The sequence below is a fragment of the Streptomyces glaucescens genome, assembly GCF_000761215.1.
In the GTDB taxonomy this organism is placed as follows: Bacteria; Actinomycetota; Actinomycetes; order Streptomycetales; family Streptomycetaceae; genus Streptomyces; species Streptomyces glaucescens_B.
On the sequence record NZ_CP009438.1, the window covers coordinates 1,788,155 to 1,815,000 of the forward strand.

The 26,846-nt window shown below is 72.6% G+C and carries 20 protein-coding genes and 2 rRNA genes (1 of these 22 cut by a window edge); 5 read left to right on the forward strand and 17 right to left on the reverse strand.

Annotated elements, in window-relative coordinates:
* Nucleotides 1-133: 133 nt before the first annotated feature.
* The 3 genes from SGLAU_RS07700 to SGLAU_RS07710 all read right to left on the reverse strand — a co-directional run bounded on the left by SGLAU_RS07700 (nucleotide 134) and on the right by SGLAU_RS07710 (nucleotide 4,802).
* A complete protein-coding gene (locus tag SGLAU_RS07700; protein ID WP_043506391.1) occupies nucleotides 134-2,221 on the reverse strand; it encodes a tetratricopeptide repeat protein in 2,088 nt (695 codons plus the stop codon).
* 197 nt (nucleotides 2,222-2,418) lie between these two features.
* The gene (locus SGLAU_RS07705; RefSeq protein ID WP_043499533.1) at nucleotides 2,419-3,045 is read right to left on the reverse strand and encodes an NUDIX domain-containing protein; all 627 of its coding nucleotides are present in this window, start codon (nucleotides 3,043-3,045) and stop codon (nucleotides 2,419-2,421) included.
* Between the two features lie 98 nt (nucleotides 3,046-3,143).
* Nucleotides 3,144-4,802 (reverse strand): CTP synthase, encoded by a 1,659-nt coding sequence (locus SGLAU_RS07710; RefSeq protein ID WP_043499535.1) that lies wholly within the window; start codon nucleotides 4,800-4,802, stop codon nucleotides 3,144-3,146.
* 522 nt (nucleotides 4,803-5,324) lie between these two features.
* On the opposite strand from SGLAU_RS07710, the gene SGLAU_RS07715 reads away from it, so the two are divergent.
* From SGLAU_RS07715 to SGLAU_RS07725, 3 genes are all read left to right on the forward strand, one after another.
* On the forward strand, nucleotides 5,325-7,127 hold the full coding sequence (locus tag SGLAU_RS07715; protein ID WP_043499537.1) for a glycoside hydrolase family 15 protein: 1,803 nt from the start codon (nucleotides 5,325-5,327) through the stop codon (nucleotides 7,125-7,127).
* Nucleotides 7,128-7,197: 70 nt separating this feature from the next.
* Entirely contained in the window at nucleotides 7,198-8,580 is a 1,383-nt protein-coding gene (locus SGLAU_RS07720; protein ID WP_043499540.1) for an FAD-binding oxidoreductase, read from the forward strand.
* Nucleotides 8,581-8,629: 49 nt separating this feature from the next.
* A complete protein-coding gene (locus SGLAU_RS07725) occupies nucleotides 8,630-10,273 on the forward strand; it encodes a PucR family transcriptional regulator (protein WP_043499541.1) in 1,644 nt (547 codons plus the stop codon).
* Nucleotides 10,274-10,312: 39 nt separating this feature from the next.
* Here SGLAU_RS07725 and SGLAU_RS07730 read toward each other — a convergent pair whose 3' ends face one another.
* The 6 genes from SGLAU_RS07730 to SGLAU_RS07755 all read right to left on the reverse strand — a co-directional run bounded on the left by SGLAU_RS07730 (nucleotide 10,313) and on the right by SGLAU_RS07755 (nucleotide 16,674).
* Nucleotides 10,313-11,449 (reverse strand): glycosyltransferase family 4 protein, encoded by a 1,137-nt coding sequence (locus SGLAU_RS07730; protein WP_043499543.1) that lies wholly within the window; start codon nucleotides 11,447-11,449, stop codon nucleotides 10,313-10,315.
* A 293-nt stretch (nucleotides 11,450-11,742) separates the two neighbouring features.
* A complete protein-coding gene (locus SGLAU_RS07735) occupies nucleotides 11,743-12,483 on the reverse strand; it encodes a hypothetical protein (RefSeq protein ID WP_043499545.1) in 741 nt (246 codons plus the stop codon).
* A gap of 104 nt (nucleotides 12,484-12,587) precedes the next feature.
* Nucleotides 12,588-14,333 (reverse strand): DNA repair protein RecN, encoded by a 1,746-nt coding sequence (recN, locus tag SGLAU_RS07740; protein WP_208868891.1) that lies wholly within the window; start codon nucleotides 14,331-14,333, stop codon nucleotides 12,588-12,590.
* Between the two features lie 290 nt (nucleotides 14,334-14,623).
* A complete protein-coding gene (locus tag SGLAU_RS07745; RefSeq protein ID WP_043499546.1) occupies nucleotides 14,624-15,529 on the reverse strand; it encodes an NAD kinase in 906 nt (301 codons plus the stop codon).
* Entirely contained in the window at nucleotides 15,526-16,341 is an 816-nt protein-coding gene (locus SGLAU_RS07750; protein ID WP_043499547.1) for a TlyA family RNA methyltransferase, read from the reverse strand. Before SGLAU_RS07750 ends, SGLAU_RS07745 begins: the two co-directional genes overlap by 4 nt.
* 54 nt (nucleotides 16,342-16,395) lie before the next feature.
* On the reverse strand, nucleotides 16,396-16,674 hold the full coding sequence (locus SGLAU_RS07755; RefSeq protein WP_043499549.1) for a hypothetical protein: 279 nt from the start codon (nucleotides 16,672-16,674) through the stop codon (nucleotides 16,396-16,398).
* A gap of 41 nt (nucleotides 16,675-16,715) precedes the next feature.
* On the opposite strand from SGLAU_RS07755, the gene SGLAU_RS07760 reads away from it, so the two are divergent.
* Nucleotides 16,716-17,063 carry a hypothetical protein gene (locus SGLAU_RS07760; RefSeq protein WP_043499551.1) on the forward strand — a complete coding sequence of 116 codons (348 nt, stop codon included), beginning with the start codon at nucleotides 16,716-16,718 and terminating at the stop codon, nucleotides 17,061-17,063.
* Here SGLAU_RS07760 and SGLAU_RS07765 read toward each other — a convergent pair.
* The 4 genes from SGLAU_RS07765 to SGLAU_RS07780 all read right to left on the reverse strand — a co-directional run bounded on the left by SGLAU_RS07765 (nucleotide 17,047) and on the right by SGLAU_RS07780 (nucleotide 21,130).
* Nucleotides 17,047-17,919, reverse strand: coding sequence for an ABC transporter ATP-binding protein (locus SGLAU_RS07765; protein ID WP_043499553.1), 873 nt, complete (start codon nucleotides 17,917-17,919; stop codon nucleotides 17,047-17,049). The genes SGLAU_RS07760 and SGLAU_RS07765 overlap by 17 nt on opposite strands.
* Entirely contained in the window at nucleotides 17,916-18,992 is a 1,077-nt protein-coding gene (locus SGLAU_RS07770) for a FecCD family ABC transporter permease (RefSeq protein WP_052413669.1), read from the reverse strand. Before SGLAU_RS07770 ends, SGLAU_RS07765 begins: the two co-directional genes overlap by 4 nt.
* Entirely contained in the window at nucleotides 18,989-20,032 is a 1,044-nt protein-coding gene (locus SGLAU_RS07775) for a FecCD family ABC transporter permease (RefSeq protein WP_043499554.1), read from the reverse strand. The genes SGLAU_RS07770 and SGLAU_RS07775 overlap by 4 nt, the downstream gene beginning before the upstream one ends.
* A gap of 69 nt (nucleotides 20,033-20,101) precedes the next feature.
* Nucleotides 20,102-21,130, reverse strand: a complete 1,029-nt coding sequence (locus tag SGLAU_RS07780; protein ID WP_043499556.1) for an HAD hydrolase-like protein — start codon at nucleotides 21,128-21,130, stop codon at nucleotides 20,102-20,104.
* A gap of 77 nt (nucleotides 21,131-21,207) precedes the next feature.
* Between SGLAU_RS07780 and SGLAU_RS07785 the strand changes: the two genes are divergently transcribed.
* On the forward strand, nucleotides 21,208-22,500 hold the full coding sequence (locus tag SGLAU_RS07785; protein ID WP_043499557.1) for a DUF1015 family protein: 1,293 nt from the start codon (nucleotides 21,208-21,210) through the stop codon (nucleotides 22,498-22,500).
* Between the two features lie 61 nt (nucleotides 22,501-22,561).
* Here SGLAU_RS07785 and SGLAU_RS35875 read toward each other — a convergent pair whose 3' ends face one another.
* From SGLAU_RS35875 to SGLAU_RS07805, 4 genes are all read right to left on the reverse strand, one after another.
* Nucleotides 22,562-23,293 (reverse strand): tetratricopeptide repeat protein, encoded by a 732-nt coding sequence (locus SGLAU_RS35875; RefSeq protein ID WP_208868979.1) that lies wholly within the window; start codon nucleotides 23,291-23,293, stop codon nucleotides 22,562-22,564.
* Nucleotides 23,185-24,252 (reverse strand): hypothetical protein, encoded by a 1,068-nt coding sequence (locus SGLAU_RS35880; RefSeq protein ID WP_052413670.1) that lies wholly within the window; start codon nucleotides 24,250-24,252, stop codon nucleotides 23,185-23,187. The genes SGLAU_RS35875 and SGLAU_RS35880 overlap by 109 nt, the downstream gene beginning before the upstream one ends.
* Nucleotides 24,253-24,399: 147 nt before the next feature.
* A 5S ribosomal RNA gene (gene rrf, locus SGLAU_RS07800) occupies nucleotides 24,400-24,516 on the reverse strand.
* Between the two features lie 103 nt (nucleotides 24,517-24,619).
* Nucleotides 24,620-26,846 (reverse strand): 23S ribosomal RNA (locus SGLAU_RS07805) (it continues 895 nt past the right edge of the window).

Genomic DNA, 26,846 nt, shown 5'->3' on the forward strand with positions numbered 1-26,846 from the left:
GGTCCTTGGCTCAGAGGGGGGTGTGGTACGTGACATACCCGGATGTAACAAGGCACACCGGGAGACACCGCAGGAGAACGTGCGGCAGAGCCAGTCTAATGAAGGCGTTCCCGCTGTCTAGCCTTTCATTGCATCAATCTTCAGTGGATGCACTACGGATTTCGCAGGCATTACCTCCGTGTTCCGGTTGTCGATCTTCCGGATCGCCCTCCTGCCCGGTCTCTTGCGGCTCTTCCCCCAGCATGCGCTCGGCCGCGCTGCGGTGCAGTCCGGCCGCCGTGGGGTCGCCGAGGTGGTCCAGGGTGTCGGCCAGCCGCAGGTGCAGCGCCGCCTGCAGCCGCGTGTCCTCCGCCCGGCGCGCCCACTCCACCGCCTCCTGGCAGGTGCGCAGCGATTCCTCGGGCCGGCCCGCGTACTCCTGCACCCGGGCCAGTTCGCTCAACGCCCGCGCGTGCGCGGCGACGTCCCCGAGCTTGCGGTACCCGGCGACCGCCGCCCGCCAGCCGCGGGCCGCCTCGCCGTAGCGGCCCGCGTAGGTGTGGGCGGCGGCGATCCGGCCGTACAGCCGGGCGGCGTCGGCGCGCTCGTCGCGGGCCAGGCGCTGGGCCAGCGCCCGGCCGTACCAGTCTGCGGCCCGGTCGTAGTCGCCCAGCTCCTCGTGGGCACCGCCCACGGATTCCATCGCGCGGCCGGTCGCGTACGGGTCGTTCGCCTCCCGTCCCGCGTCCAGCGCGGCCCGGTAGCGCACCAGCGCCTCGGCGGTACGCCCGGTCTGCGCGTCCAGGTCGGCCAGGTTCAGCAGGGCCGCCGCCCGCTCCCGGGGCAGCCGCTGCCGCTCGGCGACGTCCAGCACGAGCTGGTGGATGCCGTACAGGTCGGGGGCCGCGGCCTGGGTGCCGAAGTGCGCGACCAGCGTCCGCACGAGCTGGGACAGCAGCCGCCGGGCCAGCGTGTCCAGCTCTCCGTCGGCGACCGCGAGCCGGGCCGCGGCCAGCAGGGCGGGCCGGCGGATGCGCAGCCAGTCCTCCGCCGCGCGCGGGCTGGGGAAGCGCAGCGAGCGGGGCATGCCGAGCAGCTTGGCGCGGGCCTGCGGGGAGTCCGTCTCGGTGATGGCCCGGCAGGACTGGAGCAGCCGGACGGTCCGCTCCAGCATCCGGGCGCGGGCCAGCTGGAGCTCGGCGGGCTTGTCCTGGGTCTCGGTGAGGGCGCGCAGCAGCGGGTGCAGGGCGCCCGGCACCTCGTACTGGGGCAGCGGCGAGTCCACCCCCCGCAGCACGCCGAGGGCGACGAAGTCGTCGAGGGCGGTGCGGGCCGCGCTGACCGAGCAGCCGGCCAGCGCGGAGGCGGTGTGGGGGTCCACGTACCCGGCGGGGGCCAGGGCGAGCAGTCGCAGTATCCGGGCGGCCGGGGCCGGCAGGGCCGCGTAGAGGAGCCGGAACACCCGGCTGAGCGGGGTGCCCGCGGTCTCCTCGTCGTCCCCGGCGCGCAACTGCTTGGCGAGGTCCGCGACGGCCGACTTGGGGCGGGCGGCCAGCCAGCCGCCGGCCAGCATCAGCGCGGCGGGCTGTGCCTGGCACTCCTCGACCAGGGTCTCGGCGGCGCGCGGGTCCACGGTGATCCGCACCGAGCCGGCGCGCCGGGACAGCAGCTCCACCGCCGACTTGGTGTCCAGGCCGCCCAGGGTGCAGGGGCGGACGTCGGCGATCCCGGTCAGCGGACCCTGTGCGACGGCGACGGCCAGGCAGTCCGGGGCGTCCGGCAGCAGCGCGTCGACCTGCTCGGCGTCGGCCGCGTCGTCCAGCAGCAGCACCGTCCGGCGGCCGGCCAGGGCCGCGCGCAGCTCCGCCGCGAGGTCGTCCACGGCGGCTCCGGCGGGGGCCGGCAGCCCCAGTCCGGCGAGCAGGTCCCGGGCGGCGCGCTCGGTGGGGACGGGGGTGCCGTCGGGTTCGCTGAGCCGGGCCCGCAGCACCCCGTCCGGGTAGCGGCCGGCGACCTGCCGGACCAGTTCCTCGGCGAGCGCGGTGCGGCCGGAGCCGGGCCGGCCGGCGATCAGCAGCACGCGGGCGCGGGGAGCCTTGCGGCCTGCCAGGGTGTCGAGTCCGGCGCGCTCGATGTCCGCGCGCAGTTCCTTCAACTCCCGTGTGCGGCCCAGGAAGAACAACTCCGGCGACGTGTGTCCCGACAGCTCCAAGCCGCCTGTGTCCACCGCCTGATCCGTCACGGGCCACACTCCCGTCCCACCTGCACGTGCACAGCCCGCCGGGTCTCCGACCGGGCGTTTCCAGAGCCTAGTTCACGCTCTGCGACGATCCCGGTGGAGCACGGCGGCGGCGTCCCCCGATCGGATCAGGCGATGGTCACACCGGTGGGGGTGACCAGGGGATCGGAAGGCGGACAGGGGGCGGACCGGTGGGCGGATCAGGAGGAGAACGGCCGGGCCGGCCAGGGCGCCTCCGCCGGGCGCAGGGCGTCCAGTCCGTCCCCGGTCCGCGCGGCGACCAGCGACAGCACGCCCACGACCAGGCAGTTGTTGTGGAGTTCCCCGGCGAGCACCCCGCGCACCAGCTCCTGGACCGGCACCCGCTCCAGCTCCATGTCGGCCTCCTCGTGCTCGACCGCGAAACGCTCGCCCTCGGCCTCGGAGAGATCGCGGGCGAGGAAGATCCGTACGGCCTCGTCACAGCCGCCGGGCGTGGTGTACACGTCGGTCAGCACCCGCCAGTCCTCGGCCTTGACGTGCGCCTCCTCGTACAGCTCGCGCTGCGCGGCGTGCAGCGGGTTCTCGCCCGGCACGTCGAGCAGTCCGGCCGGGATCTCCCACAGCTTCTGGCGCACCGGGTGCCGGTACTGGCGCAGCACCAGGACGCGGTCGGCCTCGTCCAGCGCGAGCACGGCCACCGAGCCGGGGTGGACCTGGTAGTCACGGGTGACCGCCGTGCCGTCGGGCATGACCACCTCGTCGGTGCGGACGGAGGTCTTCGCGCCCCGGAAGGGGGTGTCCGTGGCCCGGATCTCCCACTCCTCGGGGGTGTCCTTGATCGTCATGCCCTGTCCTTCCAGACGTTCAGAAGAAGACGTACAGAAAAAGCCGGGGCGCGTCCCCGTCGTGAAGGACGCACCCCGGCCACCGTACAACCGTCGAGTTACTTGCCCGTCTGCGCCGTCTTGCGCTCGACGGCCGCCTTCACCAGACCCGCGAACAGCGGGTGCGGTCGGGTCGGCCGGGACCGCAGTTCCGGGTGCGCCTGCGTGGCCACGAGGTAGGGGTGGACCTCACGGGGGTACTCCACGTACTCGACCAGCTTGCCGTCCGGGGAGGTGCCGGAGAACTGGATGCCCGCCTTCTTCTCGAGCTCCGCCCGGTACGCGTTGTTGACCTCGTACCGGTGGCGGTGCCGCTCCTCGACGTACTCCTTGCCGTCGTAGACCTCGCGCACGATGGAGCCCTCGGCGAGCTTGGCCGGGTACATGCCCAGCCGCATCGTGCCGCCCATGTCGCCCTCGCCGGCGACGATGTCGAGCTGCTCGGCCATGGTGGAGATCACCGGGTGGGCGGTGGCCGGGTCGAACTCGGTGGAGTTGGCGTCGGCGATGCCCGCCAGGTTGCGCGCGGCCTCGATCACGATGCACTGCAGGCCCAGGCAGAGGCCGAGCAGCGGGATCCTGTTCTCGCGGGCGTACTGGATCGCGCCGACCTTGCCGGAGACACCGCGGTCGCCGAAGCCGCCGGGGATGCAGATCGCGTCCACGTCGCCGAGCTGCTCGGCGGCGCCGGCCGGGGTGCGGCAGTCGTCGGAGGTGACCCACTTGATCTTGACGCGGGTGTGGTGGGCGAAGCCGCCGGCGCGCAGCGCCTCGGTCACCGACAGGTACGCGTCGGGCAGGTCGATGTACTTGCCGACCAGCGCCAGGCTGATCTCGTGCGCGGGGTTGTGGACGCGGTCGAGCAGGTCGTCCCAGGTCGTCCAGTCCACGTCCCGGAACGGCAGGTCCAGCTTGCGCACCGCGTAGGCGTCCAGTCCCTCGGCGTGCACGACCTTCGGGATGTCGTAGATCGACGGCGCGTCGGGGCAGGCCACGACGGCGGCCTCGTCGACGTCGCACATCAGCGAGATCTTCCGCTTGATGGCGGTGGGCACCTCGCGGTCGCAGCGCAGCACGATGGCGTCCGGCTGGATGCCGATGTTGCGCAGGGCGGCGACGGAGTGCTGGGTCGGCTTGGTCTTCAGCTCGCCGGACGGGCCGATGTAGGGCAGAAGGGAGATGTGGACCACGAACACGTTGTCCCGGCCGACCTCGTGGCGGACCTGGCGGACGGTCTCCAGGAACGGCAGCGACTCGATGTCGCCGACCGTGCCGCCGACCTCCGTGATGACGACGTCCACGTCGTCCGCGGCCATCCGGCGGATGCGGTGCTTGATCTCGTTGGTGATGTGCGGGATGACCTGGACCGTGTCGCCCAGGTACTCGCCGCGCCGCTCCTTGGCGATCACCGTCGAGTAGACCTGGCCGGTGGTGACGTTGGCGGAGCCGTCCAGGTCCCGGTCGAGGAAACGCTCGTAGTGGCCGATGTCCAGGTCGGTCTCGGCGCCGTCGTTGGTGACGAACACCTCACCGTGCTGGAAGGGGTTCATCGTGCCCGGGTCGACGTTGATGTACGGGTCGAGCTTCTGCATGACGACGCGCAGGCCCCGGGCCTTCAGCAGCATGCCGAGGCTGGAGGCGGTCAGACCCTTGCCGAGCGAGGAGGCGACACCCCCGGTGACGAAGATGTGCTTGGTCGTCGTTGTTTTGGGCGGCATGGCCAAGAGGGGGCTCCCGTGGTCTCGGTCTGGGGGTGCGGTGCGGCCGTCCGGTCCGGTGGGACACCGGGGTTCTCCTGGAGGAGCCGTCGCTGCGGTTCGGGGGTTCTACGCCCACCGGTCCACGGGCTACCAGGGTATCAGCGCCGCGGCCGGATGGCTTCCGGCGACGCTGCGCGCACGGCCCGCCACGGACGTGCACCACTCACGCCCTCCCCGCCCCCTGCTCACCCGTTCGGCGCAGACCGGTTCTCCGGACCGGGACGCAGATCATCTACGTGCGTCGTATCCTGCTCGGACACTCGCTGCCGAGCCCGCCGGCCGAACGGCACCACCCCAGCCCGTAAGAAACCGGAACAACGAGAGCTCGTCAGATCGTTGAGTGACGACTGTCGTCCCGGGGCCAACGGCTCGGCGACGGTTTTGCTTCACAGCTCAACGACGCACTACAACGACCCCTTGACCGCACTGAGCGACAGCCCCCTGTTCGGGGCTACGTGGCCGTTCGACTGGAGTTAGCACGTGGCCGGGCGCATCGAAGACTACGCACTCATCGGAGACATGCAGACCGCTGCCCTGGTCTGCCGGGACGGCACAGTCGACTGGCTGTGCCTGCCCCGCTTCGACTCGCACGCCATCTTCGCCGGTCTGCTGGGCACCGAGGAACACGGCTTCTGGCGGATCGGCCCGGCGCACGCCGCCGACGCCGAGCCGCCCGTCGCGGCCCGGCGCGGCTACCGCGGCGACTCCCTGATCCTCGAGTCGGAGTGGGACACCCTGCGCGGCACGGTCCGCGTGATCGACTTCATGCCGCCGCGTGACGGCGCCCCCCAGCTGATCCGCATCGTGGAGGGCGTCTCGGGCCGGGTCCCCATGCGGTCGGCGCTGCGGATGCGGTTCTCCTACGGCCGGGTGGTGCCCTGGGTGCACAAGCACGAGGGCCGCACCGTGGCCGTGGCCGGCCCCGACTCGGTCTGGTACGACACGCCTGCCGAGACCGAGGGCAAGGAGCTGACCACCTACTCCGAGTTCACGGTCTCCCCCGGTGAGCGGGTGGCGTTCACCCTCTCCTGGCAGCCCTCCCACAAGGAGGCGCCGCCGCTGCCGGAGCCCGAGCAGTCGCTGGAGGCGACGGAGGACTTCTGGCGGGAGTGGGTCGAGCACTGTACGTACCACGGCCCCTACCGGGAGCCGGTGATCCGCTCCCTGATCACGCTGAAGGCGCTGACGTACGCGCCGACCGGCGGCATCGTCGCCGCCCCGACCACCTCCCTTCCGGAGGAGATCGGCGGCGTGCGCAACTGGGACTACCGCTACACCTGGCTGCGGGACGCGGCGATCACCCTGTCGTCGCTGCTGCGCACCGGCTACCGCGAGGAGGCCCGCGCCTGGCGCGAGTGGCTGCTGCGGGCCGTCGCCGGCGACCCGGAGAACCTGCAGATCATGTACGGCATCGCGGGTGAGCGCGAGCTCGGCGAGGCCGAGCTGGACTGGCTGCCCGGCTATGAGAACTCCGCCCCGGTCCGGGTCGGCAACGGCGCCGCGCACCAGCTCCAGCTGGACGTCTACGGCGAGGTCACCGAGGCCCTGCACCTGGCCCACATGACCGGCCTGTCGCGCAGCGACTACGCCTCCCTGCTCCAGCTGAAGCTGATCAGCTACCTGGAGAAGCACTGGCAGGAGCCCGACGAGGGCATCTGGGAGGTGCGCGGACCGCGCCGCCACTTCGTGCACTCCAAGGTCATGGCGTGGGTCGCCGTCGACCGCACGATCAAGCTGATCGAGTCCGGCGACGCGGACGGCCCGCTGGAGCGCTGGAGGGAGCTGCGCGACGACATCCACCGCGAGGTGTGCGAGAAGGGCTACGACAAGGAACGCAACACCTTCACGCAGTCCTACGGCTCCAAGGAGCTGGACGCCTCGCTGCTGCTGATCCCGCAGGTGGGTTTCCTGCCCCCGGACGACAAGCGGGTGATCGGCACCGTCGAGGCGATCCAGCGCGAGCTGTCCACCCCGGACGGGTTCATCCTGCGCTACCCGACCTCCGGGGAGGACGAGGGCGTCGACGGCCTGCCCGGCGACGAGGGCGCCTTCCTGGCCTGCTCGTTCTGGATGGCCGACGACCTGGCGATGATCGGCCGCGTCGACGAGGCCCGCAAGCTGTTCGAGAAGCTGCTGTCCCTGCGCAACGACCTCGGACTGCTCGCCGAGGAGTGGGACCCGCGCCTGCAGCGGCAGGTCGGCAACTTCCCGCAGGCCTTCAGCCACGTCCCGCTGATCGACACCGCGCTGCGGCTGACGGCCTCCGGCGCGTACGGCGGCTGAGCGCGCCGCCCGGGCCGGGCCGCCCTACGCTGGGAGGTACCGGAACCCCCTGGGCGGAAAGGGGGCGGCCATGGCTTCCCCTTCGAAGGCGGGCACGGCACTGGCCGCGCTGCGCGAGGATCTGGCCGGTGACGTGTTCGCACCGGGGGACGCGGGTTACGACGGGGCCCGGACCGTCTTCAATGCCATGATCGACCGCCGCCCGGCGGTGATCGCGCAGTGCGCGCACGAGGACGACGTGGTGCGCGCCGTGCGGTTCGGCCGGGAGCTGGACCTGAACATCGCGGTGCGCGGCGGCGGGCACAGCGTGGCCGGGATGGCGCTGAACGACAACGGACTGGTCGTGGACCTGCGCCGGATGCACGGGGTCACGGTCGATCCGGGCGCCGAGGCGGTCCGCGTGCAGGGCGGCGCGACCATGAGCCACCTGGACCGCGCCACCCAGCCGTACGGCCTGGCCACCACCGGGGGGCGGGCCTCGACGACCGGGGTGGGCGGTTTCGTGCTGGGCGGCGGCAGCGGCTGGCTGGACCGCTGGTGCGGGCTCGCCGTGGACAACCTGCTCGGTGTGGAACTGGTCACCGCCGACGGCGAGCGGACGCACGCGAGCGCCGACGAGAACCCCGACCTGTTCTGGGCGCTGCACGGCGGCGGCGGCAACTTCGGCATCGCCACCGCGCTCACCCTCAGGCTGCACGAGCTGCCCGAGTTCGCCATCGCCCTGCTGCTGTACCGCCCGGAGGCGGGCCGCGAGGTGGTGCGCGCCTTCCGGGACGTGATCGAACCGGGGCCGGCGGAGGCGTCCGGCGGCGTGCTGTACCTCACCGCGCCGCCGGAGGACTTCGTGCCGCCGCACCTGGTGGGTTCGCTGGTGTGCGTGGCGCTGCTGACGTACGCGGGCGCGGAGGCGGGCCTGCGCGAGGTCGCGGAGCCGCTGCTGGCGCTGCCGCACGAGGCGGAGGTCGTCGGGGCGATGCCGTACGCCGACGTGCAGTGCATGATCGACGATCCGCCCGGGATGCGGAACTACTGGTCGGCGGAGTACCTGACGGGCGCGCCGGACGAGTTCGTGGACGTCTTCTGCGCCCTCGGGCAGAACATGCCGGTGCCGACCGGAACGCAGCACGTGCTGTTCCCGCTCGGCGGCGCCGTCGCGGCCGGCCCCGCGGAGTACCCCGTCCCCTACCGCGGCTCCCCCTGGGTCGTGCACCCCTTCGGCATCTGGGCGGACCCCGCCGACGACGGGCGGTGCATCCCGTGGGTCCACGACGTGCGCGGCCACGTCCGCCCCTGGGCCACCGGCGCGGTCTACCTCAACTTCATCGGCGACGAGGGCGCCGACCGGGTCCGGGCGGGACTGGGTGCGGAGAACACCGCCCGGCTCGGGGCGCTGAAACGCCGCTGGGACCCGGACAACGTGTTCCGCTTCAACCACAACATCGAGCCCGCCTGAGACCGTCCGGGGATGCCGCCGGAACACGCGCGCCGGTACCGTCCGCTGCATGGACAGCCGCACCGACCACCGATTCGACAGCCAGGGCGCCGGCATCACCGTGCAGCGCGCCCTGGAGCTGCCGGGCCTGCGCAGCGGCCTGCCCGAGGTGCTGGCGGGGGCGGACCGGTTGCAGCGCAGGGTGCGCTGGGTGCACGCCGGCGAGGTGCCCAACATCGCCTCCCTGCTGAAGGGCGGCGAGCTGCTCCTGACCACCGGCTACGCCCTGGGCACCCGCCCCGCCGACCAGCGCGCCTTCGTCCGCACGCTCGCCGAACGCGGCATCGCCGCCCTGGTCGTCGAGCTGGGCCCGCGCTTCGCCCGGCTGCCCGCCGCCCTCGTCGAGACGGCCCGCGCGGCCGGGCTCCCCCTGGTCCAGCTGCACCGCGAAGTGCCGTTCGTGACGGTCACCGAGGAGATCCACACCGAGATCGTCAACGGCCACTACGCGCTGCTCCAGCGGGCCGAGGAGGTGCACCGCCGCTGCACCGAGGCCCTGCTCGGCGGCGGCGGGGTCCCCCAGGTCCTCGGCATCCTCGCCGACTTCGGCACCAACCCCGTCTTCCTGGAGACCTCCGACGGCCGGCTGCTCTACGCGGCCGGCGCCGGGCCCGAGGGCGCCGATCCGCTGCAGGTCTGGGAGGGCCTGCGCGGCCAGCACAAGGACACCCCGCCACCGGCCGGTTCCGTCCTCGTCGACGTGCCGGGCGGCGGGGCCGGCACCGGCTCCGTGCGCGCCCGCCTCGTCCTGCTGCCGGTGTGCGCCCCACTCGCGCCCGTACACCGGATCGCCGCCGAGCGCGCGGCCGGCATCCTCGCCGTCGTCCTGATGCAGGCCCGCCAGGAGGAGGAGCTGGCCGCGCGCGGGCGCGGCGACTTCCTCACCGACCTCGCCGAGGGCCGTATCGCCGCGGAGGACGCCCCCGCCCAGGCCCGCGTCCTCGGCTTCAGACCGGGCGACAGCCCGCTGCTGCCGGTGGTGATGCGGCTCGGCGACGCCCTCTCCCCCGGCGGCGGCTGGGCGGTCCTCGCCCGCGCGGTCGCCGAGGAACTGGCCTCGGTCGGCGTGCCCGTCCTGCTCGGCGTGCGTCCCGTGGAGGGCCGGGTCCCCCTCCTGCTCGGCCTGCGCTCGGAGACGGAACGCCCGGCGGTCGCCGACCGGGTCGCGGCGGCGCTGCGGGCCGGAGTGGAGCGCGCCGGGTTCCGGCGGCCGGGCGCGCCGCCGCCGGTCGTGGTCGTCGGGGTGGCGGGCGGCTGGGCGGCGGTCTCCGCCGGGCTGCGGCACGCGGCGGAGACGGCGACCGCCGCCCAGGGCCTGCCCGACCGCCCGTGGTACGACGCGCGCCGCCTCGACATCGACCTGCTGCTGTGGCGCCTGCGCGACCACCCCGACCTCGCGGCCTTCGTGGACCGCGCGATCGGGCCCGTACGCGACCACGACCGCCGGTCCCGGCCCCCGTTGCTGCCCACCCTGGAGACCTACCTGGCGCACGCCGGCCGCAAGGCGGAGACCGCCCGGGAACTGCACCTGAACCGCCAGACCCTGTACAACCGCCTCGCCCGCATCGGTGAGCTGCTGGGCACCGACCTGGACGACCCCCAGACGGTCCTGGCCCTGAGCCTGGCCCTGCGGGCCAGGCGGCACGCGGGGTGAGGGGTGAGTGGCCGGCCGGGCGGCGGTCCGGGGACGCGGTCAGGCCAGCGGCCGATGCCGCGTCAACTCGTCGTAGACGCTGAGCACCTGGGCGACCGTCTCGTCCTCCGTCGGCCAGGTCGCCGCCTGCCGCACCCCCCGCTCGCGCAGCAGCTCCCGCCGCTGCGGATCCCCGAGCAGCCGCACGACGGCCGCGGCGAAGGCGTCCGCGTCCCCGGCCGGGACCAGTTCCGCCGCGTCCCCGACCAGCTCGCGGATCCCGCCGACGGCGGTCGCGACGACCGGCACGCGCGCGTACAGGGCCTCCTGCGCCAGTACGGACCGCGACTCCCGGCAGCCCGGCAGCAGCACCAGGTCGGCCGCGGCGAGCAGCGCCGCGACGTCGTCCCGCGGCCCGACCAGCCTCACCGGCAGCCGCTCGTCCTCGATCCGGCCCTGCAGCTCGCCCCGCAGCGGTCCCTCTCCCGCGACGACGACGACCGGCCCGGGGTCCAGCGTCCGCCAGGCCCGTGCGGCGTCCAGCAGCAGCTCGTACCCGCGCTGCCTCTCCAGCGAGCCGACCGCGAGCAGCAACGGCCTTGCGATGGCGCCGAGTTCGGCCCGCACCTTGGAGCACTGCCGGTCCGGGTCGCCGCGTTCCGCCGGCGTCCGCGGGCCGGGCAGGGACACGGCGGCGAGCCGCGCGTCCCGCGCTCCGGTGCGGCGCGCCCGGTCCACCAGGTCCGAGCTGGTGCCCAGCACGACGGTGGCGGCCTTCACCACCCGCCGCTCCAGCACCCGCAGCAGATGCCCGCGCGCCCCTTCGGCATACGCCCGGTTGTGCCAGGTGACGACCAGCGGAACGGGTTTCCCGCTGAGCGCGAGCGCCGCGCGGAAGGAGGCGTGCAGCCCGTGCGCGTGCACCAGGTCGGCGTCCGCGCAGGCCACCCGCAGCGCCGCCACGGACACCGGGTCGCTGCTGCGGGGCACGTGCACGTGGTCGGCGCCGGCACCGGTGAAGTCGTAGGTGTGATCGGCCTCGGTGGGGGCGCACACCGTGACCCGCACGCCCCGAGCGACGAGCCCCGCGGCCAGCGAGCGCACGTGCGCGCTGCTGCCGGCGCTGCCTCCGCCCAGCACCTGCACGGTGCGCAGCGGCGACTGGCCGTGCGGGGAGTGGCTGCTCACGGGGGTCACGTGGCCGGGCTCCTGATTCGGCGTCGGTCGATCACGCGGTCACGGAGAAACGTACAGAAGGAACGGGCGGAGGGATGTGCCGCGCGGTGCCTTCCCTACGCCGTCAAGCATGCCAGCCCGTACGCCCGTTCCGGGAACACCGCACACGCGAGCGCCGCCCGGCCCGGCGGCAACGCACCAACTCGCATCCCCCGGACGGGTGAACCGGTGGGGCGCGTGGATGACCTCGCGCCCCCCACCCGTGACCCGGCCCCCACCCGTGGCCCAGCACCCCGCACGACGGCCCCGGCGGCTCACCCCCGCGCGCCCGCTCGTGCACTCATCCGCTCCCCGCCCACGGCGGCGGCCACGACAGCCGCGGCATGAGCGGCCAGCCCGGCGCGCCCGCTCCCCGCGACCACCGCGGCCCCCAGCGCCGCACCCAGCGCGTGCGCCCCCGCGTCCCCGAGCATCGCCCGCTCCCCCAGGTCGTCCGGCAGCACCGCTCCCGCGGCCCCCGTCGCGGCGGCGGCGAGCCCGGCCGCCGGCCCCTTCCCCGGCAGCCGCGGCGCCGCGAGCGCCAGCACGGTCCCGGCGGCCCGTCCCGGCCGCACGTCCACGAGGTTCACCAGGTGCGCGGCCCCGGCGATCACGAGCCCCGCCAGCACCTTGTCGGCCACCCGCTCCTTCATCAGCGCCCCCGCGAGCAGCCCCGCGGCCGAGATCCCGAACAGCTTGACGGCGCCGCTGGTGACCTCGCCGTCCCGCAGCGCGGACAGGTGAGCGCGGAACCCGCGCCGCGGATCGCCCGCCCCGGCGAAGTCGTCGTAGGCCCCGCAGGCCCCCGCGACGGCCACCGCGACCCCGGCGGCGGGCCGTATCCGCCCGGCCGTCAGCGCGGTGGCCAGCGCGGCGGCGGGACCGGCGTACAGCTCGACGGTCCGGCCGGCGTGGTTGGTGCGGTGCCATCCGGGGTGGCCGGCCGGGACGGCGGCGCGCAGGAGGGCGGTGGCGGCACGGGTGAGCAGGGCGGATGCGCCAAGCGAAACGATCATCCGCCCACTCTAGGAAGTGTCGACAGCGGGGCGACCGACGACAACGCCGCAGATGCGCGTGCCAGGCCCCGCGACGCCGGGGTGCTCCGAACGACAGGCCCTGACTAGCCCGCGTCGGCCCGAGCCGCCGCCAGCAACTCCTCCGCATGGGCCCGGGCGGTCTCGGAGTCCTCCTGCCCCGCCAGCATCCGGGACAGCTCCCGGATCCGCTCCTCGCCCTCCAGCACCTTCACCCCGGACCGCGTGACCGAGCCGTCGTTGGTCTTCTCCACCAGCAGCTGCCGGTCGGCGAACGCGGCCACCTGCGGCAGGTGCGTCACCACGACGACCTGCGCGGTCCTGGCCAGCCGTGCCAGCCGCCGCCCGATCTCGACCGCGGCCTTGCCGCCGACCCCCGCGTCGACCTCGTCGAAGAGGTACGTCGGCACCGGATCGGTGCCCGCGAACACGACCTCGACGGCCAGCATCACCCGGGACAGCTCACCGCCGGAGGCGCCCTTGGCGATGGGCCGGGCCGGCGCCCCCGGGTGGGGCGCGAGCAGCAGCTCGACCTCGTCGACACCGGACGGCCCGTACGCCACGGTCCGCCCGCCGACCTCCACGCCCTCGGGGTCCTCGGTCTGCCGGATGGCGAAGGACACGCGCGCGTGGGGCATGGCCAGCGAGGCCAGCTCCGCCGTGACGGCGGCGGCGAACCGTTCGGCGGCCTCGGCCCGCGCGTCGCTGAGGGCCTGCGCGAGCCCGCCGAGTTCCGCCCGCAGCGCGTCCCGTTCGGCGGTCAGTTCCTCGATCCGCGTGTCGTCGCCCTGCAGCTCGGTCAGCCGGGCGGCGCCGCGCTCGGCCCAGGCGAGCACCTCGGCCACGTCCTCGCCGTACTTCCGGGTCAGCGCGTTCAGCGCGGCCCGCCGCTCCTCGACCGCCGTCAGCCGCAGCGGGTCGGCGTCGAGGTCGTCGGCGTACCCGGCCAGCTCCCCGGCCACGTCACCGAGCAGGATGCCGATCTCCCCGATCCGCTCGGCGAGCGCGGCCAGCGCCGGATCGTGCGACCGTACGGCCTCCAGGGCCCGGTGGGCGCCCGCGACGAGCGTGGAAGCGTCGACGCCCTCGGGGTCCTCCGGATTGCCCGCCAGGGCGGCGTGGGCGGCCGCGGCGGCGGACGCCAGCGCCTCGGCGTGGCCCAGCCGCTCGGCCTCCTCGGCCAGCTCGGTGTCCTCCCCCGGGCGGGGTTCGACGGCGGCGATCTCGTCGAGCCCGTAGCGGAGCATGTCGGCCTCCTGGGCCCGCTCGCGCGCACGCGTGGTGATCTCGTCGAGCTCGGCGGAGACGGCCCGCAGCCGCCTGTAGGCCTCGCCGTACTTGGCCAGCGGTACGGCGACCGCGTCCCCGGCGTACCGGTCGAGCGCCTGCCGCTGCCGGGACAGCTTCAGCAGTCCCTGCTGGTCGGTCTGCCCGTGCACGGCCACCAGCTCGTCGGCCAGCTCGGCCAGCAGCCCCACCGGCACGGACCGTCCGCCGAGATGCGCCCGCGAGCGCCCCTCGGCGGAAACGGTACGGCTGATCAGCAGCGCCCCGTCGTCCAGCTCGGCCCCGGCCTCCTCGGCCCGTACGGCCACGGAGGCGTCCGCCGGCAGCGCGATCCGCCCCTCGACGACCGCCTTCTCGGCACCGATCCGCACCAGCGCCGGGTCCGCCCGCCCACCGAGCAGCAGGCCCAGGCTGGTGACCACCATGGTCTTGCCCGCGCCCGTCTCGCCGGTGACGGCGGTGAACCCTGGCGACAGCTCGACCACGGCGTCGTCGATGACTCCGAGCGACCGTATCCGCATCTCCTCCAACACGGACAAGACCATACGAGGTCCGGGTCCGCGCGTGCGAGGTGGCCTGTCACCCGGGCGGGTGGACCGGCCTCGAAGCGGCCGGGCAAACCGCGCGACGGGCCACGGACGGCCCATCCGCACCCACGACAGCCCCGGACCACCCCGCCCGGCGACGCCCTCCCGCGGCGCCGCCGCACAGCCGTGCGGCACCCCCTGCCGCGGCGCGCACGGCCAGGGCCTGTCATCCGGATCAGGCCGACTGTGCGGTGCGGCGCCTTCCGGCCGACCGGACCCCGCGACGCCGGGATGATCCGAAACAGGCCCTAGTGAGGCGCGCCCCGCCACCCCGACACCGGCAGTGCGAACTTCGCCACCAGCCGGTCCGTGAACGAGGCGTGATGCAGCCGGGCGAGCCGCACCGGCACCGCTCCCCGCCGTACCTCCACCCGTGCCCCCGGCGGCAGCTCGACGGTCCGCCGCCCGTCGCACCACAGCACGCCCGGCGGGATGTGCGGCAGCACCTCCACCGCGAGCACGGAATCCGGTGAGGTCACCAGCGGCTTCGCGAACAGCGCGTGGGCGCTGATCGGCACCATCAGCAGCGCCTCCACCTCGGGCCAGACCACGGGGCCGCCCGCGGAGAACGCGTAGGCCGTCGACCCGGTCGGCGTGGACAGCACGATGCCGTCGCACCCGAACCCCGTCACCGGCCGCCCGTCGATCTCCAGCACGACTTCCAGCAGCTTCTCCGCGCCGGCCTTCTGCACGGCCGCCTCGTTGAGCGCCCAGTCGGTGTGCACGATGTCGCCGTTGCTGTGCACGACGACGTCGACGGTCATCCGTTCCTCGACCTCGTACGCCCGGGTCACCACCCGGTCGACGACCTTGTCCAAGTCGTCCCGCTCGGCCTCCGCGAGGAACCCGACCCGCCCCAGGTTCACGCCGAGCATCGGCACCCCGGACGCCCGGGCGAACTCCGCCCCGCGCAGCAGCGTGCCGTCCCCGCCGAGCACGATCAGCAGCTCGCACCCGTCGAGGCACTGCGGGGTCGCCTCCTTGACCAGCACCACCTCGTCGGGCAGCGGCAGGTCGCGGGCCTCGTCCTCCAGGACCCGCACCCCGATCCCGGACCTCAGGAGCCCCTTCACCACGAGCTCGGCGCTGCGAACGGCTGCCGGACGCCCGGTGTGGGCCAGCAGGAAAACAGTACGAGCTCGGTTCGATGTCAACGCGGCCCCTCCGCCACTGCACGGTCAACGTCGGCCGGGTCCAGCTCCGGAGCACCGGCCCGCAGCCACAGAAAGTACTCGACATTCCCGGAAGGACCGGGCAGCGGACTGGCGGTGACCCCCCGCACCCCGAGCCCCAGCTCCCATGCCTTCCCGGCCACTGCCCGCACGGCCTCCGCCCGCAGCTGCGGACTCCGTACGACACCCCCGCTGCCCAGTCGCTCCTTCCCCACCTCGAACTGCGGCTTGACCATCATCACGAGGTCGGCGTCCGCCCTCGCGCACCGCACCAGCGCGGGCAGCACCAGCCCGAGCGGGATGAAGGAGAGATCCCCCACGACCAGGTCCACCGGCTCCCCGTCGATCGCGTCGAGCGTCAGCTCCCGCACATTCGTACGGTCCTTCACGGTCACGCGTTCATCGCTCTGCAGGGTCCAGGCGAGCTGCCCGTAGCCGACGTCGACCGCGACGACGTGGGCCGCGCCCGCGCGCAGCAGCACATCCGTGAAGCCGCCGGTGGACGCCCCGGCGTCCAGCGCCCGCCGCCCCTCGACGGCCAGTCCCCGCGGTACGAAGACCTCCAGCGCCCCGGCGAGCTTGTGCCCGCCCCGGGAGACGTACTCGGGGTCGTTGTCGTCGGAGGCGACGACGATGGCCGCCGCGGTCTCCACCTGCGTGGCGGGCTTGGTCGCGACGGTCCGGCCGACGGAGACCCGCCCCGCGGCGATCAGCTGGCTGGCGTGCTCACGCGAGCGCGCGAGCTTCCGGCGGACCAGCTCCGCGTCGAGACGGCGGCGTGCGACTCCTGCCACGTTCGGTTCAGCTCCTGCGGTCGTACGGCAATGGAAGGCGGGACCCGAAGGGTCTCATCGAGGGGTGGCGCCCGGCTGACGGGCGGGAGCCGGAGGCCCCGGGCGGGCGTCCAGCGCGGTGAGCGCGTCGCGCAGCCCCCGGTGTACATCCTCGTACACCTCGACGTGTCCGTCCGTCGCGAGGTGGTCGGCGTCGGCCAGCCGGTCCAGGGCGGCGTCGACGTCGGCGTTCCCGGTGGGCGTGCGGGGCACGCCGAGCGGGGCCGGGGCGGCGGGGTCGTCAGCGGACTCCGGCGCCGGCGGCTCCGGCACCGCGGGTACTTCGTCGTTCATGCCCCGACGCTACCCCGAAGCCCTGGGGTACCGTCGATCCGATGGCCACGATCGAGGAGTGCCGCGGCGCACTCGACAAGCTCTCGGACAGCATGCGGCGCTCCGAGGGGGACGTCCGCGAGGCGGCGGCCCTCGACCGCTCGGTGAGCTGCCACATCACGGACCTGGACGTCACGTTCGCGGGCCGGATGACGGGCGGCCGGATCGAGGTGCACGAGACCGTCCAGGGCCCGCCCCGCGAGAAGGCGCGGATCCGGCTCGCGATGACCGGCGACGACCTGGTCGCGCTGGTCGACGGCGAGCTGCACTTCGCCCGGGCGTGGGGCTCGGGCCGGGTGCGGCTGGAGGCGGGCCTCACCGATCTGTTTCGGCTCAGGAAGCTGCTGTAGCCGCCACCTTCGCGCCGCGGGCCCGGCCGGCCGTGCGAGCCCTGCGCGCGGCCGGCACCACCAGCGGCGTACCGGTCTCCGGGTCGTCGACGACCTGGCAGCGCAGCCCGAAGACCCGCTCGACCAGCTCGGCGGTGACGATGTCGTTCGGCGCGCCCTGGGCGATCACCTCGCCGCCGCGCAGCGCGATGAGGTGGGTGGCGTACCGGGCCGCGTGGTTGAGGTCGTGCAGCACGGCGACGAGCGTGCGGCCCTGCTCCTCGTGCAGTTCGGCGCAGAGGTCGAGCACGTCGATCTGGTGCTGGATGTCGAGGTAGGTGGTCGGCTCGTCGAGCAGCAGCAGCGGGGTCTGCTGGGCGAGCGCCATCGCGATCCACACCCGCTGCCGCTGGCCGCCGGACAGTTCGTCGACGTACCGGTCGGCCAGCTCGGCCACCCCGGTCTGCGCCATGGACTCCCGCACGACCCGCTCGTCCTCGCTCGACCACTGGCGCAGCAGGCCCTGGTGCGGGTACCGGCCGCGGCCGACCAGATCGGCGACGGTGATGCCGTCGGGAGCGATCGACGACTGCGGCAGCAGGCCGAGGGTGCGGGCGACCTTCTTCGCCGGCATCGACTGGATGACCTGCCCGTCGAGCAGCACCCGGCCCTCGCTCGGCTTCAGCATCCGTGACAGCGCCCGCAGCAGCGTGGACTTGCCGCACGCGTTGGGGCCGACGATCACGGTGAAGGAGTGGTCGGGGATCTCCACCGAGAGCTGTTCGGCGATGACCCGCTGGTCGTAGGCGAGGGTGACGTTCTCGGCGGACAGGCGGTTCACGGTGCTCCTTCGGTTGTTCGGCCAGGGGGCGCTCATATCCGGCCCGCCCGGCGCTCGGTGACCAGCAGCCACAGCAGGTACACGCCGCCGACGACGCCGGTGACCACGCCCACGGGCAGCTGGTCGGCGCCGAACAGCCGCTGCGACACCCAGTCGGCGGTGACCAGCAGCGCGGCGCCCATGCACAGCGACGGCAGCAGGTTCGGGCCGGGCGAGCGGGTCAGCCGCCGGGCGAGCTGCGGCGCGGTGAGCGCCACGAAGCTGACCGGGCCGGCGGCGGCGGTGGCGGCCGCGGTGAGCAGGACGGCGGACACCATCAGCAGCATCCGTACGCGCTCCACGCGCACCCCGAGGGCGTTGGAGACGTCGTCGCCCATCTCCATCATCCGCAGCCCGCGCGCGTTGGCGAGGACGAGCGGGACGAGCACGGCGCACAGCGCCGTCAGCGGCCAGACCTGCGCCCAGTCCCGGCCGCTGAGCGAGCCGGTCATCCAGACGAGAGCGCGCGATGCGTCGACCAGGTCGGCCTTGGTCATCAGATAGCCGTTGACGGCCGTGACGATCGCCGAGATGCCGATGCCGACGAGGACCAGCCGGTAGCCGTGCACCCCCCGCTTCCAGGCGAGCGCATAGATGGAGAGACCGGTCACCAGACCGCCCACGAGGGCACCCAGGGTCACCTCGGAGGCGCTGCCGGAGAACAGCACGATCACCACGAGCGCCCCGGCCGTCGCCCCCTGCCCGAGCCCGAGGATGTCCGGACTGCCCAGCGGATTGCGGGAGATGGCCTGGAACAGCGCGCCGCCGAGCCCGAGCGAGGCCCCGACCAGCAGCCCGACCAGCACCCGCGGCAGCCGCAGCTCGTTGACGATGAACTGCTGACCGGGGTCGCCGCCGCCCAGCAGGGTCTTCAGCACGTCACCGGCGGACATCGGGAAGTCGCCGGTGCCGATCAGCAGCACGCTCGCGGTGAACGCGGCGGCCAGCAGCAGCACGACCACCGTGACGGCCCGGACGTCCACCCGCACGGACAGCCCGCCCGGGGTGCGCAGGGCGCGGGCCGCGCCGTGCGCCGCGCCGCCCCCCGTGCTCTTCTCTGCACTCTTCACAGCTGGGCCGTCCTCCGCCGTCGTACCAGAAAGATGAAGACCGGGCCGCCGAGGATCGCCGTGACGATGCCGACCTGGAGCTCCGCGGGCCGGGCCACGACGCGGCCGACGACATCGGCACCGAGCAGCAGCACCGGCGACAGAACGGTCGCGTACGGCAGGATCCAGCGCAGGTCCGGGCCGGTGAAGGAGCGCACCACATGCGGCACCATCAGCCCGACGAACACGATCGGCCCGCAGGCGGCGGTCGCCGCCCCGCACAGCACGGTCGCGGCGAGCATGGCCAGCGCCCGGGTCCTGTTCAGGTCGGCGCCCAGGGCCTTGGCGGTGTCGTCCCCCATGGCCATGGCGTTCAGCGGCCGGGCCAGGGACAGCGCGAGCACCATGCCGGCCGCCATGAACGGCAGCACCTGCACGATGGTCTCGCCGGTCGCCGAGGTCAGCGACCCCACCGTCCAGAACCGCATCCGGCCCAGCGCCGCCTCGTCCAGGATCATCACGGCCTGGAGGTAGCCGTAGAGCGCGGCACTGATCGCGGTACCGGCCAGCGCCAGCCGCACCGGCGTGGCACCCCGGCTGCCGCCCAGGAACCAGACCAGCGCGCCCACCGCCGCGGCCCCGCAGAACGCGAACCACACATAGCCGCTCAGGCTGGTGACGCCGAGGAAGGTGATGGCGGTGACGACGGCGGCGGAGGCACCCGCGTTGATGCCGAGCAGCCCGGGGTCGGCCAGCGGATTGCGGGTCAGCGCCTGGAGCACGGCACCGGCGAGGCCGAGCGCCGCTCCGGCGAGCAGCCCCAGCAGGGTCCTGGACAACCGGTCCGCGACGACGGTGTCCCCGTACGTCCCCGAGGCCTCGAACAGGCCGTGCCAGACCTGCTCCAGGGAGAGCCCGCGGGCACCGATCGCGATGCTCGCCAGCGCGACGGCCACCAGGATCCCCACGGAGACGAGCAGCCCGACGGCCCGTACCGCCCGGCGGTTCGGGGGCGCGGGAGCGGCCGCCGCGCGCGGCTCGGGAGGGCTTTCTACCAACACGCAGTTAGGTTAGCCTACCCTGCCAAGCAATCAAGATCTTCAACCGGCGCGAACGCGGGGCGCACGGACTCACAGACCCAGCCGCGCCAGCGCCTTCCCCCCGTCCAGCTCGCAGGCACCCTCCCCGCCCGCGGTCCACGCGGCGGCGCACAACGCCCGCAGCCCGTCCAGCGCCGCACCGTCCCCGCTCAGCTCCAGCCGCTCGCCGCCCGCCGTGGCCGTCCACCCCCCGCACCGGAAACCGTCCCCGGCCTCGACGACCTCCGGCTGCCCCGCCAGCAGCCCCCGCAGGTCCGCGTCCACATACGTCGGCCGGTGCCGGGGCTCCGCGGCCAGCAGCCGCGCCCCGTCCGTCACCCCGGTCAGCACCAGCAGCGAGTCGACGCCCCCGTTGAACGCCCCCTCGATGTCCGTGTCCAGCCGGTCCCCCACCACCAGCGGCCGCTCGGCCCCGGTCCGCAGGATCGTCTCGCGGTGCATCGGCGGCAGCGGCTTGCCCGCCACCGTCGGCTCGGCACCGGTCGCGATCCGCACCACCTCCACCGCGGCCCCGTTCCCCGGCGCGATGCCCCGGGCACCGGGGATCGTCAGATCGGTGTTGGACGCGAACCACGGCACCCCGCGCGCGATGGCGTAGCAGGCCTCGGCGAACCGCCCCCACGGCAACTCCGGCCCCCCGTACCCCTGCACCACCGCCGCCGGCTCGTCCTCCGCCGACTCCACCGGGACGAGCCCGCGCTCGCGCAGCGCCACCCGCAGCCCCTCCCCGCCGACCACGAGCACCCGCGCCCCCGCCGGCACCTGCTCGGCGACCAGCCGCGCCACCGCCTGCGCGGAGGTGATGACGTCGGACGCCTGCGTGGGTATCCCCAGCTCCGTCAGGTGCGCGGCCACCGCGTCCGGTGTACGCAGCGCGTTGTTCGTGACGTACGCCAAGTGCATCCCGCCGTCCCGCGCGGTCGCCAGCGAATCGACCGCGTGCGAGATCGCGTTGCCGCCCGCGTACACCACTCCGTCCAGGTCGAGCAGCGCCGTGTCGTACGCCTCGCTCAGCACCCGCCCACTGCCCGCGGGCCTCATCCTGACGCCCTGGCTCATCGCACACCGCTCCTCGTCCACGTCCGGTCTCTTTCCCCGATCATCCCCCATGCCACCGGCCCACGTACGATGCCGGGATGAACACAGCAGGTCACTCGGAAGCAACGGCGCGCCGAGGCCTGGAACTCACCCCGTTCCGAGGCCTGCGCTACGACCCCGACCGGGTCGGCAGCCTGGCGGCCGTGACATCACCGCCGTACGACGTCGTGGTCCGCCCCGACGGCCTGCACCACCTGGAGGCCGCCGACCCGCACAACATCGTCCGGCTCATCCTTCCCCAGGCCGCCACCCCCGCCGAGCGCAACGAACAGGCCGCCGGCACCCTGCGCCGCTGGCTCGCCGACGGCGTCCTGGCCGCCGACCCCGAGCCCGGCCTGTACGTCTACGAGCAGCAGGACGGCGCCGGCCTCCTGCAACGGGGCATCATCGGCGCCCTGCGCGTCTCCGAACCGTCGGAATCCGTGGTCCTGCCCCACGAGGACGTCATGCCGCACGTCGTCGCCGACCGCGCCGCCCTGATGCGCGCCACCGAGGCGAACCTGGAACCGCTGCTGCTGACCTACCGCGGCAACGGCTCGGCGGCCGGCGCCACCGCCGTCGTCGAGCGCACGGCGGACCTGCCCCCGCTGCTGGCCACCACCACGGAGGACGGCCACCAGCACCGCCTGTGGTCCGTGACCGACCCCGCCGACGTGGCCGCGGTCCAGGCCGACCTCGCCCGCCACCAGGCACTCATCGCCGACGGCCACCACCGCTGGGCGACCTACCGCCGGCTCCGCGCCGAGCACACCTCCCCCAGCCCCTGGGACTACGGCCTGGTCCTGCTCGTCGACACCGCCCGCTACCCCCTGCGCGTGCGCGCCATCCACCGTCTCCTGCACGGCCTGCCCGTCGCCGGCGCCCTCGCCGCCCTCGACGGCCTGTTCCGCGTACGCCACCTCGACGCGCCCCTCACCGAAGCGCTCGACCTGCTCGGCGACGCCGCCCGGGACGGCAACGCCTACCTCCTCGCCGGTGACGGCGGCTACCACCTCGTCGACCGCCCGGACCCGGCCCTGCTGGCCCGCACCGTCCCCGCCGGCCGCCCCGAGGCCTGGCGTTCCCTGGACGCCACCGTCCTGCACGCCACGCTCCTGGAGCACGTCTGGCGCATCCCCGAGGACTCCCCGGCCCACATCGCCTACATCCACGACGCCGCCGCCACGGTGGCCAAGGCGGAGCACGACGGCGGCACGGCCGTCCTCCTGCACCCGGTGCGCGAGGAGGTCGTCCGCGACCTCGCCCGCCAGGGCGTCACCATGCCCCGCAAGTCCACCTCGTTCGGCCCGAAACCCGCCTCGGGCCTGGTGCTGCGCGCCCTGGGCATCTGAACGCCGCCCACGACGAGAAGAGGGGCGGGACCACATCGGTCCCGCCCCTCTTTTCCGCGCGTCAGTCGCGAGTACCGTCCTCGCCCCGGTCCGGCTCGCCGCCCGTGCCGTCCTCGTCGAGCGCGTCGACGAACTCCACCCCGTCCAGCTCGGCGAGCCGGTCCGACGCGTCGGTGCTGCCGTCCCGGTCCGCCTCCACGGCCTTGGCGAACCACTCCCGCGCCTCGCGCTCCCGGCCGGCCGCGAGCAGCGCGTCGGCGTAGGCGTACCGCAGCCGCGCGGTCCACGGCTGTACGGCGCTGGAGGCCAGCTCCGGGCTCTGCAAGGTCACGATGGCCGCGTCCAGCTGCCCCATGTCACGGCGGGCGCCGGCCGCGACGAGCCGCATCTCCACCTGCCCGGCCTTGTCCAGCTTGTGCACCTCCGGCGCACCCGCCATGTCCAGGGCCTTCTCCGGCCGCCCGAGTCCGCGCTCGCAGTCCGCCATCAGCGGCCACAGCTCCACGGTCCCGGTCATCCGCCGCGCCGCCCGGAACTCGGCCAGCGCCTCGGCGTACTTCTGGTTGGCGTACGCAGCGAACCCGGCCGCCTCCCGCACCGCCGCGACCCGCGATGCCAGCCGCAGCGCGACCTTGGAGTAGCCGTACGCCCCCTCGGGGTCCTCGTCGATCAGCCGTGCGACCATCACCAGGTTCTTGGCGACGTCCTCGGCGAGCGTCTTGGGCAGGCTCTGGAGCTCCTGCCGCACGTCCTTGTCGATCTCGTCGCCGGTGACGTCCTCCGGGATCGGCAGCCGCTTGATCGGCTCGCGGTCCCGGTCACGGTCCCGCTCCTCACGGAAGCGCCCACCGCCGCCGCGCCGGTCGTCGCCGCCCCGGCCGCGGAAGCCACCGCCACCGCCACCGGGCCGCCCGCCTCGGTCGTCCCGGCGCGGCCCACGGCCCCCGCGGTCGTCCCGGCCCCGGAACCCGCCGCGCTCCCCACGGCTGTCGTCCCGGCGGAATCCTCCACGGTCACCGTCACGGCGGTCGTCCCGGCGGAAACCGCCGTCGCGGTCATCACGACGGAAACCGCCGTCGCGGTCGTCGCGACGGAATCCTCCACGGTCACCGTCACGCCGGTCGTCCCGACGGAAGCCGCCATCGCGGTCGTCACGGCGGTCGTCACGGCGGACATCGCGCCGATCGTCCCGTCGGAAGCCGCCGCGGTCACCGCGGTCGTCGCGCCGATCGTCGCGCCCGAAGCCGCCGTCGCGGTCGTCGCGCCGGCCGTAGCCGCCGCCTCGGTTGTCGTCCCGGCGGAACCCTCCGCGGTCACCGTCACGCCGGTCGTCACGCCGGCCGTAGCCGCCGCCACCGCGGTTGTCGTCCCGCCGGAAGGCGGGCCGGTCACCGCGGTCGCCGCGCTCGTCGCGTCGGTCATCGCGACGGTCGTCGCGTCGGTCGTCGCGTCGGAATCCCCGGTCACGGTCGTCTCCCCGGAACCCGCGGTCCCGGTCGTCGCGACGCGGACCGCGGTCCCGGTCGTCACCACGCCGGTCGTCACGGCGGTCGTCGCGCCGGCCGTAGCCGCCACCGCGGTTGTCGTCGCGGCGAAACCCGCCACGGTCGCCGCGGTCGCCGCGCTCACCTCGGTCGTCCCGGCGGTAGCCACCACGGTCACCACCGTCGCGACGGCCGAAACCGCCCCGGTCGCGGTCGTTGCGCTCGCCGCCCCGGCGGAACCCGCCGCGGTCGCCGCGATCCCCACCATCCCTGCGCCGCTGGTCGCGCTCCGGACGGTCGTCGGGAGAGTTGGTGGACATCGGTGACTCCTGTCTTCGGTACCGCAAGCATTGTAAAAACGAAAGGACCCCTGGTCCCAGCTGAACGCTGGTGACCAGGGGTCCTTCCAAAGATTGTTCGGCGGCGTCCTACTCTCCCACAGGGTCCCCCCTGCAGTACCATCGGCGCTGTAAGGCTTAGCTTCCGGGTTCGGAATGTAACCGGGCGTTTCCCTCACGCTATGACCACCGAAACCCTAATGGTTTCGAGCGAACAAGCACACTCTTCTGTTATGCGTTCTGCTCAAACCGGCAACGGTCGTTGCCTCAGAACTAACACAGTGGACGCGAGCAACTGAGGACAAGCCCTCGGCCTATTAGTACCGGTCAACTCCACACGTTACCGTGCTTCCATATCCGGCCTATCAACCCAGTCGTCTACTGGGAGCCTTACCCCATCAAGTGGGTGGGAGTCCTCATCTCGAAGCAGGCTTCCCGCTTAGATGCTTTCAGCGGTTATCCCTCCCGAACGTAGCCAACCAGCCATGCCCTTGGCAGAACAACTGGCACACCAGAGGTTCGTCCGTCCCGGTCCTCTCGTACTAGGGACAGCCCTTCTCAAGACTCCTACGCGCACAGCGGATAGGGACCGAACTGTCTCACGACGTTCTAAACCCAGCTCGCGTACCGCTTTAATGGGCGAACAGCCCAACCCTTGGGACCGACTCCAGCCCCAGGATGCGACGAGCCGACATCGAGGTGCCAAACCATCCCGTCGATATGGACTCTTGGGGAAGATCAGCCTGTTATCCCCGGGGTACCTTTTATCCGTTGAGCGACGGCGCTTCCACAAGCCACCGCCGGATCACTAGTCCCGACTTTCGTCCCTGCTCGACCCGTCGGTCTCACAGTCAAGCTCCCTTGTGCACTTACACTCAACACCTGATTGCCAACCAGGCTGAGGGAACCTTTGGGCGCCTCCGTTACCCTTTAGGAGGCAACCGCCCCAGTTAAACTACCCATCAGACACTGTCCCTGATCCGGATCACGGACCCAGGTTAGACATCCAGCACGACCAGACTGGTATTTCAACGACGACTCCACCTGAACTGGCGTCCAAGCTTCACAGTCTCCCAGCTATCCTACACAAGCCGAACCGAACACCAATATCAAACTGTAGTAAAGGTCCCGGGGTCTTTCCGTCCTGCTGCGCGAAACGAGCATCTTTACTCGTAGTGCAATTTCACCGGGCCTATGGTTGAGACAGTCGAGAAGTCGTTACGCCATTCGTGCAGGTCGGAACTTACCCGACAAGGAATTTCGCTACCTTAGGATGGTTATAGTTACCACCGCCGTTTACTGGCGCTTAAGTTCTCAGCTTCGCCCGGACGAATCCAAGCTAACCGGTCCCCTTAACGTTCCAGCACCGGGCAGGCGTCAGTCCGTATACATCGCCTTACGGCTTCGCACGGACCTGTGTTTTTAGTAAACAGTCGCTTCTCGCTGGTCTCTGCGGCCACCCCCAGCTCAAGGAGCAAGTCCTCTCACCGGGTGTGGCCCCCCTTCTCCCGAAGTTACGGGGGCATTTTGCCGAGTTCCTTAACCATAGTTCACCCGAACGCCTCGGTATTCTCTACCTGACCACCTGAGTCGGTTTAGGGTACGGGCCGCCATGAAACTCGCTAGAGGCTTTTCTCGACAGCATAGGATCATCCACTTCACCACAATCGGCTCGGCATCAGGTCTCAGACACAAGGTGTGCGGATTTGCCTACACACCGTCCTACACCCTTACCCCGGGACAACCACCGCCCGGGATGGACTACCTTCCTGCGTCACCCCATCACTCACCTACTACCAGCTCGGGTCACCGGCTCCACCACTCCCCATCACTCCGAAGAGATCAAGGGCGGCTTCACGGGCTTAGCATCACTGGATTCGATGTTTGACGCTCCACAGCGGGTACCGGAATATCAACCGGTTATCCATCGACTACGCCTGTCGGCCTCGCCTTAGGTCCCGACTTACCCTGGGCAGATCAGCTTGACCCAGGAACCCTTAGTCAATCGGCGCAAACGTTTCTCACGTTTGTATCGCTACTCATGCCTGCATTCTCACTCGTCAACCGTCCACAACTACCTTCCGGTGCTGCTTCACCCGGCAGACGACGCTCCCCTACCCATCCACACACCCGTTGGGGCTTCTGTGTGAATGACACGACTTCGGCGGTACGCTTGAGCCCCGCTACATTGTCGGCGCGGAATCACTAGACCAGTGAGCTATTACGCACTCTTTCAAGGGTGGCTGCTTCTAAGCCAACCTCCTGGTTGTCTGTGCGACTCCACATCCTTTCCCACTTAGCGTACGCTTAGGGGCCTTAGTCGATGCTCTGGGCTGTTTCCCTCTCGACCATGGAGCTTATCCCCCACAGTCTCACTGCCGCGCTCTCACTTACCGGCATTCGGAGTTTGGCTAAGGTCAGTAACCCGGTAGGGCCCATCGCCTATCCAGTGCTCTACCTCCGGCAAGAAACACACGACGCTGCACCTAAATGCATTTCGGGGAGAACCAGCTATCACGGAGTT